Here is a 15,007-nt window from a genome sequence, read left to right on the forward strand (position 1 = left end):
CCCTCCTATTTTCCAGATTTGAGGTAATCAAAGATCAGGTTTCCCTTTCCATCTATTCTGCCGTAAATTCGTACATGATTTGGAGCTTTAGCCACTTTTAATTTAACAATGTACAAATTTCCTTTATGAGTTATCTGTTCACTTTGCGATAGGAGAATAATACCGTTATCTCCCTTTCTGGCATTAGCCAACCCTTTTTGCATTGCTCTAGCAAACTGCTGATTTAAACCTAGTTTTTTAAGAGCATCAAAGGTAGGTCGTGCTATCCAACGAGATGCGGGAAGAAGTAATGAAGACGATCCGCTGATGCCAATTGCGCTATTTACTCGTCCAGACAAAAAACTACCTGCTACTGAGGTCCATGCCACCTTAACATCATAACTATCTTGTCCGTTTTCATAAGCTGACAACAACTGACCTTTAGCCACATTCGCATTGAATGGGGAATTAATAAATGCACCGCTAGTTTGAGTTAATTGTGCATATAGATTGGCAAATTTAACACCTTTATCCCCGTAGACCTTAGTAAAGACTTTGTTTAAGCTAGATTTGTAAGATTTATCCCCTTTCATCGATGCAGTTAGCATTTTCTCAATCTCGTAATACGTTGAGGTTTTGCGATGCCCACTCGGATCTACATATTTTAGAGGATTATTACTTACATAAGAGTACAAATTCAAACTTAATGGATCATTCAATTCTCCCTCATACGTGTCCTCTCCAATGAAACGTGCCATACCTGGATCATACCAACGTGCCCGCAAATATTGCAGACCTACCGTATCATCCCAATATTCTCCGGCATAACGAAGCATATTAGGTACGGTTTCCTCTGTTGTTAACGGTCCACCCCAGATGTCATAGGTATAGCTGTTCAGCACTTTTCCTGCATCGTCCACAAGGCCAACGACATCGCCATGACCGTTCAATTGGTAGTATTCCAGTTTACCTGTTTGCTTGTCTTGGCGAGCCCATAATTGCCCATACAGATCATAGATATAGGCATATGTTAGCTCTGCTTTTCCAGACGTTACAGTGGCCTCAGCCATGAGTTTGGCTTCTTCATCGTAATAATAACGAATCGTTTGGTCGCCTTCCGTACGTTCATACAACAGTCCATCTCCATTATAGCTGTAGGTTACCGCTTTGCCTTCACCCGTTGCTTTAATCAGACGATTCTGGCTGTCATACGTATACTGTGCATCCTTTAGACCGTATACCTTACCACTTCCGGTACTGTATCGGTTACCATTCGGGTCATAAGTATACGTTTCTTTTTGCGTGCCCGCTTCGGTCTGAATCCGACTCAATTCATCGTATGTGTATTGATCGGTTTCCCCGTTCTGTGTACGGGACGTGATGTTTTTATTCCCATCATATTCATAGGCGAACTGTTGCACCGCAGATGTCCCTTGAGAGATCGTGATTCCCGACAGGTCATAGCCATTGAACTGGTAGCTTGTGCTGAGGCCCTTGCCAAACGACAATTTCTCCAGCAAGCTATTGGACGCATAACTGAATGTCATACGATCCACAGGCGTCGTTCCCGATGCTGCGAGTGCAGAAGCCCCTCCTGAACCCGAAGTAATATCCATGGAGGTTACCCGATTCATGGCATCTACTTCGCCGTGAATGCGCAAGGATTGTCCTTTGGCATCCGTTAAGGTATATCCTAGACGTTGCTGGGTATTGTTTTCGTAATCAAGTCGTGTCCCATCCGGGAACGTCAGTCCGCTCAACATCCCATCTGCTGCTCGATAACTGTACGTGGTCTTTCCATGATCATCGGTCATCGATGTTCTGCGGCCAATCTCGTCGTACGTATAGGATACATTCGTATCCGGTGCTTTCATACCTGTGAGCATGTTGTCACTGTTATACGTATACTCTGTTACTTTCCCAAGTCGATCCTGTTTTTTAATCAGATTACTCTTCTTATCGTAATATAACGTTGTCGCATACCCGGCTGGACTCGGATGCGTCTGTTTAATGAGTCTTCCCAATTCATCATACTGTTTGGTGACTGTTTGCGTATTCGGTGATACGATCTGTGTCACTTGGCCCTGATAGCTATAGAAGTAGCGGCTTGTCTCTTGCTTCGGTGTGGTTACCGTCGTGATTTGTCCAAGCGCATCATACGTATAGGTCGTTCGTTGACCATTACCATCGACAGATGCAATTACGTTACCATCGATATCATACTCGGTTTGTTGTAACGGAACATATGCACCATTCCGATATTCTTCTACCGCCGTCACTCGACCAAGTAAATCCTTCTTCTCCCGTGTGCGATTGTCAGCAGCGTCCTTATAGGTTACCGTTTGGGACACAGCATCAATGGTGGTTGTTCCGGTGGTACCGTCTGGATACTTTGTCTCTATCGCTTGTCCAAACGCGTCGACTACAACTCTCGTCACATTGCCTTCAGCATCCTCAATAGCCGTAACATTACCTTCGCGGTCATAGGCGTATTTGTACGTAGCCTCAGCCGTCTGCTCTTCTACCAAAAGACCTAACGGATTATACCGCTCAGTCGTGACAATGCCATCTGGCGATGTGTTTGTAATGATATTCTTAACATCATCGTACGCCGTAGTTGATTTCGTACCATCAGTATGCACGATTTGTAGAAGTCGCCCTTCCTTATCATACTGATACGATTCCTGTTCCCCGGATGCATCGGTTGTCTTTTCCAGTTCACCAGCATTCGTATATTCATACGATTCCACGAGGGCTTCTGCTTTACCAGCAGCATCATTCACGGTTATGGACTTGGATTTCACCAAATGCCCTGCATTAGCCTGATAACTCAACGTAGCTACGCTGTCTTTAGATAAATAGCCGCCTTTATCCGTGGTGCTGATGACTCTTCCTTTATCATCCAGCTTCACTTCCGATTCAGTGAGCAACTGACCGCCGTAACCATTTTTAGTTGTGCTCCGTAGAACGGAACCTTGGCTGTTATAGGTTGTTTCGGTGTATCTCTCCAAGGTACTATTAATCTTGCTGGTAGAACGGACAGGCTTGATCCAGTGATATGGAGCCTTACTCGTTTCATAGTCATAAGTGGATTCTTGTCCGGTACTGCGCTTTTCTGAAGTCACCATTCCGTTGGCATCGTAGGTCATGGTCGTGGTTAGCTTCTCGCCTGCACGTCCACCCTCACTAACCCACTCCGTCATTTGAGTCGGAAGGTTTCGCTTCGTCTGGTTATCGTACTGCAACTCCGTTGAATAAGTCACGTCATCTCCAGTTAACGTGTGCTTATCTGCGCGAACCAAATCTGGATGAGCTGCAGCGCTAAACGTTTTGGAGAACGTCCAAGTATCTACAGTGTTCTCTGCTTTCACTTTTGTTGTCCATGATGCGGGTTGACCGTATGCTTTCAGGTCTTCTCCAGAATATTCAAAGTTAACCTTGTCCAGAACGCCTTCGCCATCCGTTGTACTAAACTGGCTCTTGCGCTCTCTTACTTTGAATACGAAATGGGAGGAACCTTCGCCGATCTGCTTCAACTCCGGAATATATGCATAATCCGTTATAGCTGATGAAGGGCTTGTAATACGCGATAGCAACGCGGTATGCATCACACCTTGAGCATTTTGGTTGCTTTGCAACTCAGGTAAAAAGTTGAATTTGGATTCCGGAAAATAGTACGTATACGTCGTTGTCCGATCGAGAGCATCCGTGTATTCTCGCAAAATGCGAATGCCTTCGTCCTCGCGTTGCGTGTACGTTGCTTTCCGATCTGTTCCAGCTAGCTGTACAGTAACCTTCAGGTTGTCATAAGCAAATGTCAGCGCCTGACCTTCGCTGTTTTCAATTCTTGCAATGGCTTGGTTTCCGTTCAATGTCGTATAGTGAAAGTTCACGGTATTTCGATAGCCATCTGTAATTTGCAACAGTTCTCCGGCTTCATTAAATAGATAATCGTAGCCGTTTCGGATGGATAAACGATAAGTGCTAGATACGCCATTAACAATCACGGTGGCATCTTGCTTAATGGTTAAGTCATTCCATACGTAACCTTCCAGTTCCAGATTCGCGTTTAAGCGGTAATAGCCCACGCCCGGAATCAGAATATACTGATTATCGCCACGTTTTTCCATGAAAGGAATATCCCAACGCCAGCCTTGCCCCAATCCAGCAGAGAGTTCTTCCTTGCGTGGCGTAACCTTATTGGAATACGTTTGTGTCGTTTCGTCATATTCAACACCAAGTTGCCCAGTGGCTCTAGCGCTGTCATAGACGCGTGTCAGATCAAACGGAATGAGTCCAGGTAGAGAAAGGTCAGTACTCTGAATCATTATTTCCCCTGTAGCAGTAGAGATGGATTCCGCTCCATAAGACGTCATATAAAGTGATGCGTCATCTCGGATATCGACATGGTTAAGTCCAGTTTCGTCCACGGTCGTTCCCGTACCTGGAGTATCCTCATTAAGAGCATTAATCGAGAAGTTGTTTTGCTGTGATGAACCGGAAGGGCGTAGCCCCTCCATTTGAATTGGTTCGCTTATTTCTTGTGCTTCTAGCCATTTTTCAGCAGCCTCGCCGCCTGTGCGATCTGTCTGTAAAGCTTTATACAATTGGTACAGCGAGTAACCTTGATCTAGTTTTTTCTCAATCCAATCTTCTTTGATACCAAATTGCTCTTTTAAACTATGGATAGTAATGTAAGTAGCGGAAGGGAGGGAATCCCTACCTTCTGCCGCCGCTGCTGTTTTTCCTCCATATCCAAAAGAACCGAACCCACTAAGAACCAATATGACGCACAACCAAATAATCGTTATTTTCTTAAACACTCCATCACCTCAACCTAGATTTAGACACTCATTAATTAAATGGGAAAATCTTTTTCGTTCGTTTCGTTAAATTACCGTTGCGATCATACTCAAACACAATTTGATCTCCTGTAAATAGAACGACTTTAAGCAATTGATTGCCATAACCGTACTCATAGCTGTTGTCATTGCGAATGTTCATCCATGCTGCTTTTATGGCTCCCTGAATCGGTTTTCCTTCTTTTTCGCTTAGCTTGAGATAATAATTCTGTCCACCTTCAAGCTCCCATTCAAGAACGGTATATTGTTCACCATATACCTGTTCTTGCTCTATTGAAGCAGCTACCGGAATGGTCAATTCCTTATCTGAATACAATTCGATCCGAGGTTCGATGGAAAAATCACCTGATTCCTTTATGGCAATCCGATACTTGTCAGAGCTATAAGGACTAAAACGGTAGTACACATTCCCTTGCTGAACTGTCGGAAGCGCCGTCTCTGTGTTTTCATACAAAGTCAGAAACTCCACTTCCACTTCCTTGACCGTAAAGTGCCGATAAGCACCTACAAATTTCAGTGTTTGGGATGACACGTTAAGCACCTGAATGTCAGACTTTCCAGGTACAAATTGTCCTCCTGTAGCGTTCTTTCCTTCCTTAACAACAGCTTGACTCTGATTTCGAATAACGTAATCATAGGTTCCTCCTTCTGAAGGAGAACCAACGAGTATAGCCTCATAAGGTGAGGTATTTGAGAACAAGAGCGTGTTATTTGGCGTCAAATTCCGCTTGATAAGTGCAGGCTCCTGACTGGAGCTGGCTGTCACAGGAGAGGTATATTGAATCGTTACAGGTTCCGTAGATACTACGGTAACAACAAGCGTTGCACCTGCTGGAATATCCCATGTTGCATGACTCATACCTTCCACGAAATACAATGCTTTATTAGATTTGTCGTAGACCGTATAATCCACAACGGAATTTACTCCTGCGATTCGTTCAATTTGAGCAGGTTTTGAATCCGGATTCGTAAATACTGCACTCTGTCCTTGATTGACAGTGATTTCTGTCTCTGGTGAAGGGACTTGATCATCTTGTCCACGGAAAACGCGGTAAATCCCACCATACGTTATGGGTTGATCCGAGATGTTGGTAACAACAACTTTTTTACCACCCAAGACATACGCCTCAATCGCTGTTGCTGTTCTACTGCTTGACACTGTTCCATCTACGTTGTAAATCGTGTAATCATACACCCGCCCCTCACTGCTGGAAGCATCATTTCGGACCCTTTTCGCATCTGAGCTTATGTTGGTAAAGGCATAGCTCTCGCCTTTGTTCAACGTTACGCGCAGATAAGCTGGTTCCTGGCTGTCCACGACAGAGAAATCATCCGTGTATTCAAATGTTACAGGTGTACTTCCTCCTACGGTAACGACGGCTTCACCACCAGAAGGAATGGTAGCGAGACTTACATTGCTATTGAATTTGTCACTATGTGCTCTGCCGTCTGCCTTATACACCACAATATCAAACAGTGCACCTAATTTTTTGGCGTTACTCCGTATTGGGTTGCTGAGTGAGCCTCCATTATGGAATTTTACCGATTGCCCCGGTGATACCGTAATCTTAGTTAGTGCTTCATTTGGTCGATCCTCTACATCAAAAATGGTGTAAATCGCACCTATGGTTACAGGCTCCGCAGATACGCCTGTGATTACTGCTTTATTTCCATAGTAAACAACTGGTTCAACCGCTGTGGCTTTTCTTGTACTCCGTTCTGTTCCATCCGGATAATAGGTGACGTAATCAAATATCCGCCCTTGGGTTGTGGACGCATCACTATCTAGATATTCCCGATCGGTACTGTTATTCCAAAATGTCGCGCTTTCTCCCTGTTTGAGTGTTACGCGATGGTACGCAGGTTCCATGCTTTCTTCAACCGAGAAATCATCCGTATAACTAAACTCAATTGGGACTTGCCCAACTACGGTCACGACTGCGTAACCTTGTGAGCGAATGATCGGATTAGTATTTTTGTTGAATCCATCCGAATGAACGACGTTTTCTGCTGTATAAAGAACATAGTCAAAAACGGCTCCATTGGTACTACTTGCATTGTTTTTTATCGGATTAGCCAACGAACCATTATTACTGAAAATCATAGATTCTCCAGGATATACAGTGATTCGAGTAATCGCATCACCACCGGCTTTTTGGACATCAAATGTCCGATAGGGCACACCATATGTTACAGGCGTTGATGTAACCAAAGTTACAACGGCGGTTCTTCCCGCTGCTACCGTAGGCTTAGTCGTCGTATTCGTCCCTGTAGAACTTTCCGTTCCATCCGGAAGATAAACAACGTAATCATGCTTATCTTTGGTCGTTCCATCACTTTGGAGTGCATCTGATTTGGAACTGATGTTGGTGAATTGGTAGCTATCGCCCTGATATAGAGTTGTACGCGTATAGGCTGGCTCATCGCTCCATTCACCGGTATAGACTTCATAGGGAAATCCAACACTAACAGGCTGTGAGCCCGCTCCAGTAATAATAATTTCGTTCCCTCCTGCAAGTGAAGGTTTCCCAGTCGTTTCAAAATTTGAACTCACAAGACTACCATCTTCTTTGTAAGAAGCGTAGTCTATCTTCCTGTCCTGAGCCGTGGAAGTATCGGCACTTAAAACTCTTGACTGTGTCCCTTCATTAAAGTATCGATAGCTCTCTCCTTTGGATAACGTAACTCTAAGCATGGCAGGGTTAGCTGATACACTGTAGGAAAATTCAGAACGGATTGTCACTGTAAACGGATTTTGACCCGTGGAAGTCACCACAGCTGTATACCCTGAACCTACTGACAAACTGCTAGTAGAGTTCATGTTCTCGCCCATAATGCTCCCATCCGGTCTATAAATAACGTAATCGTATGCACTGCTTCTTGAAGTCGCCGCATTGGTACTTAACGATCTTGTCGCACTTCCATTATTCGTGAACGTATAGGAATCTCCAGGGCTCATGGTCAAAATATCCTCACCTGCCAGAGCCATAGCTTGAGGAGCTAAGAAGTTTTCCCCGTATGTATCATCGGTTACCGTCGGTGCATCTTCTGCTTCTTCAACATCTTCGTCTACACCTTCAGGTTCTTCATTGACGTCTGGATCAATACCATCCTGATACTCGTCGTCTGTTAAAGTAGTATCCTCCATAGAAACATCAACATTCCCCGCGCTACTTTCAGTTGTTATTATGGTATCCGATTGATCCGAAAGCGCATAACCGCTGGTCGGATACATGGTTCCAATCAACAACAAAGCCATCAGAAAAACAATAAAACCTTTTCTTAAACTCATGGAATTTATATTCCTCCTTTATGTTTTTTCTCCATTCCCTTCCTAAACAGATGTATAAATGGAGTCTAATAAATCATTATCGTCATTTCCTTTATTTTAGGATATAGTTAATTAGTCCCTACTTTAAGGGGCTTTTTTCCTTCTCTCTTTCAGATAACAATTAATATAACCTGTAATTATCTTGATCCGAAACAGAATTAAAGATTAAATGCAGTTCAAATGCTATGCTATTTCAATTGAATTAATCGTTTTTCCTAATTGGGCTATAAATTCGATTTATACCTGAAAAATAAAAAAAGCCGCCATTTGGCGACTTTTGAGTAAATAAATAGTTATCATTCTGATATGTGATCAGCAGACAACAGGCTACTGTCCCTCTGAATATATAAATACATAAGTACTCTCATCCGACTTCTCTTCTGAAAAAAACAAACCTAACCGATCAAAGCTTCTGATATCCTCCACATCTGTGATCTTCCGCTCAGCCATATATCGTACCATCTCACCTCTGGCCATTTTGGCCCGGGTTGCCTTTTCAACCAACTTCCCATTGACCATCTGTCCGAATACACAAGTAATGAACCGGGTTTCCTCACTCAGAAAAGGCAAAATATTTTTGCTATACTCTTTGGAAGCCAGATTTAGGATGTAGTTGCTTTCTGATTGAAGCTGATCTGCGAGTTTGCTGCCCCAGAATTGATAGAGCGATTTGAAGCCTGGACCTTGCAGCTTGCCCTGCATCTCCAACCGGTAAGGGGTAACCCCATCCAAAGGCCGCAACATGCCATAAAAACCGGATAAAATACGTAAATGCTGCTGAACATACGCCAGTTCCTCATCTTGAAAAACACCCGGAGCCATATATTGAAACTGAATGCCCTCATAGGCATAGATTGCTGGTGTCAGATTTGCTTTTATATTCATATTTTGAATCCGCTCCACGTTCTGTTCGGCGATTGCATCGTTACACTTCCACATTGCTTTGAGTTCGTCATAGGATAACTTTTGAAGCAGACTCAATAGCTGTTCTGACTCGTTAATAAAATGCGGCATCTGCGCAATAGCCATAAGATCGGTATCAATCTTCATCTTTTTAGCTGGTGATATAATAATTCTCATCGTGCTGATCCATCCTTAATCTACCGTTGTTTTTGTCGTTATCCATTGTACAGGATTGGACAGGCAAATCCAATGCCAAGGCTTAACTAAATCCCTCATGGTACCTTTGAAAAGACTCAAAAATGAACAAGTTAGCCCACGATTGGACCGGCTTGTTCATTCAAATTCAACACATTCAATTGGTGAGAAAGCAAGGCGCGCATTTCAAACCGCTACTAGGGAGTTACGCTCCCCGCGCCGCTATTTTGCTCTGTTTTTGTAGTCGGCAATTGAATCATTGGCGTATTTGACCCACTTACATATGGAAGGGCTCCATCCCATTTCTTGATGGTTTCATATTCAACGAGTTGACTCGATAATGAATGTTGAAGTTCTTTATTTGCTTTAGCTTGACCTTCTGCTTCAATTAATAGTTTGTCTGCATTACCTTGCGCTTCCACGCGCTTGCGCTCTGCTTCTTTTTTCGCGATCTCAAGTTCAGTCGTTTTACGTTCCAGTTCTTGAGAAGCTTCAACACGCTTATCGATTGCTTCCTGCGTCTTAGCATCAGGTTGAGGAACACCTACAGTAACGTTTGATACAATAAAGCCTAAATCTTTAACGTCATCAGAAAAACGTTGTTGGACATCCACTCCTGCTTCGGATGACTTTTCACCATACACATCAATGACTGTAAACTTGGAGATACCTTTACGAGCTGCGTCACGGAAACGTGTTTTGAGATATGTATCCTCAATTTCTTGAATGCTAATTGGCCCAAATGTATTGAATATGGAAGATACTTTACTTGGTTCTACTTGGTAGTTGTAGGCAAAATCGATTGTGATGTTTTTCCCGTCAGAAGTTGCAATCTGAATGTCTCTGTATTCCACCGTTTGAATTCGGATCGGATATTTCGTCACTTTATCAAACGCTCCAACGAGTTTCCACCCTTGACTCAGTGTACTGTCTTTTACGCCTCCATTTGGTGAATACACGACCCCAACATATCCATTAGGAATTCGTGTTACAAAGAAGGTCACCAGTAATACTCCCACAATAATAACCAATGCAACCGTAATTGCTCCTACCCTAAACGTCTTTGAATTTTTCATCACCATTCTCCTCTTGTTTGAATTTATTGTATTTCTTCAAAATTCTACTACCTATTTTATTGAATAGCGGGAACATTAATGACCATAGAATAAATGCTAGGATCAAAATTAAAATGATTCCCCCAATAAATGGCATATCCGTCCTCCCCTCTATGGATGTAACCTAGCAAAACCTCATCTGCACGAATGAATCCGCATAGTTAATTTAATTCATCTACGCTTTATCGCATCCCATGCTAGACCCTCGTGGCCAAATTCTACTTTGCAAAATGCTGTGGTTCCATCTACATCTGTTTAAATGTTACTTCTCCGTTCATCCAAATTTATAACCAACTAATTATATCCTCCTTTATATATACTTTGTAAATTCGTATTCGGTTTCAAGGGCATCCAGCGCTTGAACTACTATTAGGTAAAATAGCGAAGAAAATGGTGAGTCAGTGACGTCCACTATGCGGATAATCCTATGAAGAAAGTGCCTTCGTGTAGCCGCTGCCGCCCTAATATCACAAAAAAGAGCCATCAAATTGTTTGATGGCATTTCGAACGCGTAACCTAACGCATCATCAATTTATGTTGAAATAGCTGGATGCATTGGATTCTACCCTGTTCTTTAAATAATAGTATTAACCTAGCCTTAAAATTTAAAGCGACCGTTCCTGTATAAAAAGGAAACGGTCGCAACCTAATGATTATCTCCCCCACTCACCTAATTTCTTGGGAAGACCCTTCTACAATATCAATTATATAGACCTTATGAATGCCTAAATTTTCAGTAGTGGTGAGCTTGTATAATTTAGGGGGGGTTGTTGGCTCCAAAATAGCCCACTGCCAATTAGATCCTGGGCCAGTTATTAAGGATTTTATTTCATCAGTGTCCAAATCTAAAGGAATGGCTTTCTTTCCAGCATTACCAGAAACCTCTCTTACAATTAAATTGACCTGATTATTGTTCTGTGACATGTTGATCAACTCGATATTGTACTCGTATCACTGATCAGACGTATAACTAACCCGATCACTTTCTACTTTCCTCGTTCCACAGTGTTTTGTAGAGCATTTACAAAAGCTGGAGTACAGTACAATAATACAAAAATGAACACTCCCCCCAAGATCATGGTAGTTACACTTAACTGAGAATTCCATTTCCTTATGAGAATGACAATTGAAATCATGTTAACAATTAGAGAAGGTACTCCATAAAAGATCATGATCGGCATACCAACCAAATCTAGTGATCTTTGAAAATTAGACGTTGCTCCAACTAAAAACCAAATGAATACTGATAAATTAATTAATGTAGTTGCAATCCATATAAATTTAATCCAAGTCGACACTCCTTCACCTCCAAACCAGCTACACTACCATCCCAAAGGTCTGATTATTCTGATACTTGTCTTCTGTATGTATTTGATGATGACTTGTTCCAATACTATTTACTTGGTTGCATGTCGTACATATATTCTTAAAACTTCTGTATATATCGCCTAAAAAAGAAGAGAATTCCTCGGAATTCCCCAATGATTAAAATCAGATGATCCGCAATGAAACATAACATGCCAGGCAATCTCCAGCCTTTATTTTATGAAAAGTATTTCCCGGAATGCAGATCTTCTATTTCTTGAGAGAGCTTTTTAGTATGGGGCTTCATATAACTTTGTGCTTTTTTCAAAATATCCGTATGCCCACCAAGATTATACAATATTGTAGTAGATAGCACTTGTACAATATAAAGATTCGTTTGAGACGCCATCCATTCAAAGCCTTTTTCAAATCACTGTAAATCGCATTTGCAAGGGCATAATCATTTTCATCTAATTGACCAGAAGCCATAATCTTCTGTAAATTTTTCAGTCTTTCTTTAGCTTTAACTATATGATCTGTCTGTCCTAGTGACAAACCATATTTAATTTGTTTCCTTACAAAATCAGCTGTACCTCCATTCCCTATATAACCTGGTTTCTCAGGTCTCCATAGCTGATTAATTACCTCTTTTAATTTTGGATTCTGAGCAGAGTCCTTTAGAAGTTCTCCAATATGACCCGTTTTTTTACTGGAAAGTAACGTGGAAAATTCAATAGCTTTCTCAATCTCTCTTCCTGAAGACGACACTAATTTATAAAACAGTTTTCCACTTTTTACAAACTTAGATATAGGAATAAAGTTAGCAGCAGCAAGGGTTTTGCTGAAAGTTGAAGCATTCGCATCACGGATTGTGTTAATGTCATCAATAACCATAAAGTTTCCATCCGAAACCTTTGAATCATCTCATTGACTTACGAATTCGGATCAGGCGTCAGCTGCATCCATTCATCTGCTCTATAGGTGTAGATATATTCCTGTGGATTGTCCTTGAATTGGACGACAACAGGATACATCGGCATTTTGCTGCGACGAGCTGTGATGCTTATAATCGCGTCCTTATCTATTCCTTTTTCAACAGTTAGATAAGTTCTCAAATCAGCCATACCATGCAAAAGAAGCGATGACCACTAGTGCCATTAAAACCAATGATATCTTTATCATTTTTTTCATCTCTGTTCACCCTGACTTTAATTTATCTTCTGATGATCTTGTATGTATCGATTCCCCTAGCAGCTATCCAACCTATTAAGATTCCAATGATAGTTTTTCCTCGCTTATCTAAGACACGTTTAATCCACGTTACCAGAATGAATCATTTTTACCCATCCGGCTATTGACCTGATTCAAATCCATCCAATTACTATTAAGAATACTTTAGTACATATTATACTTTGAAATTTCACCAATCCACTCGAACCCGCTTTGTCTGGAATAGGTCCTTGCTACTAGATTAAACCAAAAACTTGTCAACATGCTATTACCTGAAGTTGGGTCGAAATTCTCATGGTCAACATGATCTGTTTTGTTATGATTTATAAATAAAATATATTAATATTTTCCAAAGAGAAAGGGTGCCGCTTTTTATGTTTATTGTTCAACTACTGCTCGCTCTCGCACTTTTGAGCGGTTCAGGCAGCTCCAATTATGCTACATCTACACAACTAGAAGTCAATCCGTTACAACCTCATCCTGCTTCTCCTGAACTTGTTCTGGAATCCGGTATAAAGCCTTTCCGGTCTGAACTAACATACAAAGGACTTAAGCCAGATTATAATCCATTCGAGCAGGCTGCCAGCAATCTTCAGGACAAGCTTTTTGAAAGTGCATCATCACCGATTCTATCCAAACCCGGAGATACAGGTACATTTGATTACGGCGGACAACTGAAATTGTTAAAAGCTGTTCCTCTGAAGCAAAGTATTGAATTCGGGCCACTAACTATTCATATGATGGATGCTCAATTATTACAGGCTAGCGATCTTCCTGAAGACACCCGTAAAAATATTTCTATTCTAAATCAAGAAGATATTGATCCTGAGATCACTTTTATCAAAATCCTCTACAGTGTTGAAAATACAACGGATCAAAATATCGGGTTTTACGGTTTGAATTCTGTCCATCCTAACACGGGCAACCCCATCTCAGCAGATCGTAATTTCATGAGGAAACCCTATGTTTATCATCAATATGACGGCGTAGTCATGGATAATATGGGTTATGGTTTAGTCTATACAGATGACCCCAACAAGCTGGAATCCATTGAGCTGGTTTTCAACAGAATCTATGACTATGACACTGGGGAAACCATTGTAGAGCCTACTTCGTTGCATATTCCTTTTACTTTTACAGTTCAAGAGTAGTATTGAATTTGCACTTAATTCTCTTTTTAAGAATATCATTTCTCCACGGGAACATATTAAATAAACCCCGGTGAAATACCTGCTAATCAGCAGTGTATCAGCCGGGGTTTATTGTTGTATCAAAAACAGCTATTGCTTATCTTTCTTCCTGCCAGCCTACCTCACCTTGTAAAATCATGCTGCCCGATCGTCAGCAGCGTTGGTCTGCTCTTGCTCCACAACGACGTTGCAATCTTCGGATTGTAATAATAGAGTGCACCGTTCGTCGGATCAGTGCCATTCAAGGCTTTACGTGCTGCCTGATAGGAAGTCTGGGTTGGCTTTGTATTAAACTGTCCATCGTCTATGGCCGTGAACTGCCCTTTTTGAAAAATCACTTTCGGGATCGAAGAAGGGAATGCATTCGAATGCACACGATTCAAGACGACCGCGCCTACAGCAACTTGTCCTTCAAAAGATTCCCCACGCGCTTCCCCATGAATCAGCTTCGCGAGCTGGCGCAGTGCGTTCCCTTGGGCTGCAGCCTTCTTGTTCAGTCTGTTCAGTGTTGCCGGACCTGCAATTCCATCCGCACTCAGCCCTTGAGCCTGCTGGAACTTACGGACAGCACCTTTGGTAATAGAACCGTAATATCCGGTCAATCCTGCTTTAAAATACCCCAGTTCGCTTAATTGCTCCTGCAATTGCAGCACATGTTCGCCGCGAACGCCCTGCTCCAGCTTCTGTGCTCCGGCAGAAGGAGCTGCCATCGTGAGACCGAGAGCCATCGCAAAGGCACCGAGAAGCACACTGACTCGTCCTGCCCTTTTGCTAGCCTTTTTCCCCCTGCGATGGGTGACTTTCCTGCTGATGGTAATAGGCCCCCTGTAGTCAGTGCTTGTGTGCAAATCATGCAGATCAAGCCTCTCATCCCCGCTATCTAACCTAAACTCTTCA

The 15,007-nt window shown here is 42.2% G+C and carries 10 protein-coding genes; 1 reads left to right on the forward strand and 9 read right to left on the reverse strand.

All coding sequences use genetic code 11. From position 1 onward, the window contains the following. Positions 1-5: 5 nt before the first annotated feature. The 8 genes from P364_RS0115810 to P364_RS0115850 form a co-directional block, all read right to left on the reverse strand. On the reverse strand, positions 6-4,802 hold the full coding sequence (locus P364_RS0115810; RefSeq protein ID WP_024631073.1) for an RHS repeat-associated core domain-containing protein: 4,797 nt from the start codon (positions 4,800-4,802) through the stop codon (positions 6-8). 31 nt (positions 4,803-4,833) lie between these two features. Next, positions 4,834-8,133, reverse strand: coding sequence for a hypothetical protein (locus P364_RS0115815; protein WP_024631074.1), 3,300 nt, complete (start codon positions 8,131-8,133; stop codon positions 4,834-4,836). Positions 8,134-8,499: 366 nt separating this feature from the next. Continuing rightward, a complete protein-coding gene (yaaA, locus tag P364_RS0115820) occupies positions 8,500-9,252 on the reverse strand; it encodes a peroxide stress protein YaaA (protein WP_024631075.1) in 753 nt (250 codons plus the stop codon). A 215-nt stretch (positions 9,253-9,467) separates the two neighbouring features. Then, the gene (locus P364_RS0115825; RefSeq protein WP_081718000.1) at positions 9,468-10,346 is read right to left on the reverse strand and encodes a prohibitin family protein; all 879 of its coding nucleotides are present in this window, start codon (positions 10,344-10,346) and stop codon (positions 9,468-9,470) included. Then, positions 10,324-10,482: a hypothetical protein gene (locus P364_RS37820; RefSeq protein ID WP_173405225.1), complete on the reverse strand. Its 159-nt coding sequence runs from the start codon at positions 10,480-10,482 to the stop codon at positions 10,324-10,326. The genes P364_RS0115825 and P364_RS37820 overlap by 23 nt, the downstream gene beginning before the upstream one ends. A 569-nt stretch (positions 10,483-11,051) precedes the next feature. After that, positions 11,052-11,309 carry a hypothetical protein gene (locus P364_RS0115835; RefSeq protein ID WP_024631077.1) on the reverse strand — a complete coding sequence of 86 codons (258 nt, stop codon included), beginning with the start codon at positions 11,307-11,309 and terminating at the stop codon, positions 11,052-11,054. A 705-nt stretch (positions 11,310-12,014) separates the two neighbouring features. Then, a complete protein-coding gene (locus P364_RS0115845; RefSeq protein ID WP_024631079.1) occupies positions 12,015-12,584 on the reverse strand; it encodes a hypothetical protein in 570 nt (189 codons plus the stop codon). 38 nt (positions 12,585-12,622) lie between these two features. Beyond that, positions 12,623-12,805 (reverse strand): hypothetical protein, encoded by a 183-nt coding sequence (locus P364_RS0115850; protein ID WP_152532715.1) that lies wholly within the window; start codon positions 12,803-12,805, stop codon positions 12,623-12,625. A 489-nt stretch (positions 12,806-13,294) separates the two neighbouring features. Between P364_RS0115850 and P364_RS0115855 the strand changes: the two genes are divergently transcribed. Then, complete coding sequence (locus P364_RS0115855) at positions 13,295-14,071, forward strand: hypothetical protein (RefSeq protein ID WP_024631081.1); 777 nt, start codon at positions 13,295-13,297, stop codon at positions 14,069-14,071. Between the two features lie 161 nt (positions 14,072-14,232). On the opposite strand, the gene P364_RS38735 is transcribed toward P364_RS0115855, so the two are convergent. Further along, the gene (locus tag P364_RS38735) at positions 14,233-14,820 is read right to left on the reverse strand and encodes a cell wall hydrolase (protein WP_052016646.1); all 588 of its coding nucleotides are present in this window, start codon (positions 14,818-14,820) and stop codon (positions 14,233-14,235) included. Positions 14,821-15,007 lie beyond the last annotated feature (187 nt).

The organism is Paenibacillus sp. MAEPY2 (assembly GCF_000499205.1).
In the GTDB taxonomy this organism is placed as follows: domain Bacteria; phylum Bacillota; class Bacilli; order Paenibacillales; family Paenibacillaceae; genus Paenibacillus; species Paenibacillus vandeheii.

Coding starts and splice junctions, on each gene's coding strand:
- P364_RS0115855 (WP_024631081.1), top strand. CDS start 13,295: ATGTTTATTGTTCAACTACTGCTCGCTCTCGCACTTTTGAGCGGTTCA.
- P364_RS0115845 (WP_024631079.1), bottom strand. CDS start 12,584: ATGGTTATTGATGACATTAACACAATCCGTGATGCGAATGCTTCAACT.
- P364_RS0115825 (WP_081718000.1), bottom strand. CDS start 10,346: ATGAAAAATTCAAAGACGTTTAGGGTAGGAGCAATTACGGTTGCATTG.
- P364_RS38735 (WP_052016646.1), bottom strand. CDS start 14,820: ATGGCAGCTCCTTCTGCCGGAGCACAGAAGCTGGAGCAGGGCGTTCGC.
- P364_RS0115835 (WP_024631077.1), bottom strand. CDS start 11,309: ATGTCACAGAACAATAATCAGGTCAATTTAATTGTAAGAGAGGTTTCT.
- P364_RS0115815 (WP_024631074.1), bottom strand. CDS start 8,133: ATGAGTTTAAGAAAAGGTTTTATTGTTTTTCTGATGGCTTTGTTGTTG.
- yaaA (WP_024631075.1), bottom strand. CDS start 9,252: ATGAGAATTATTATATCACCAGCTAAAAAGATGAAGATTGATACCGAT.
- P364_RS37820 (WP_173405225.1), bottom strand. CDS start 10,482: ATGCCATTTATTGGGGGAATCATTTTAATTTTGATCCTAGCATTTATT.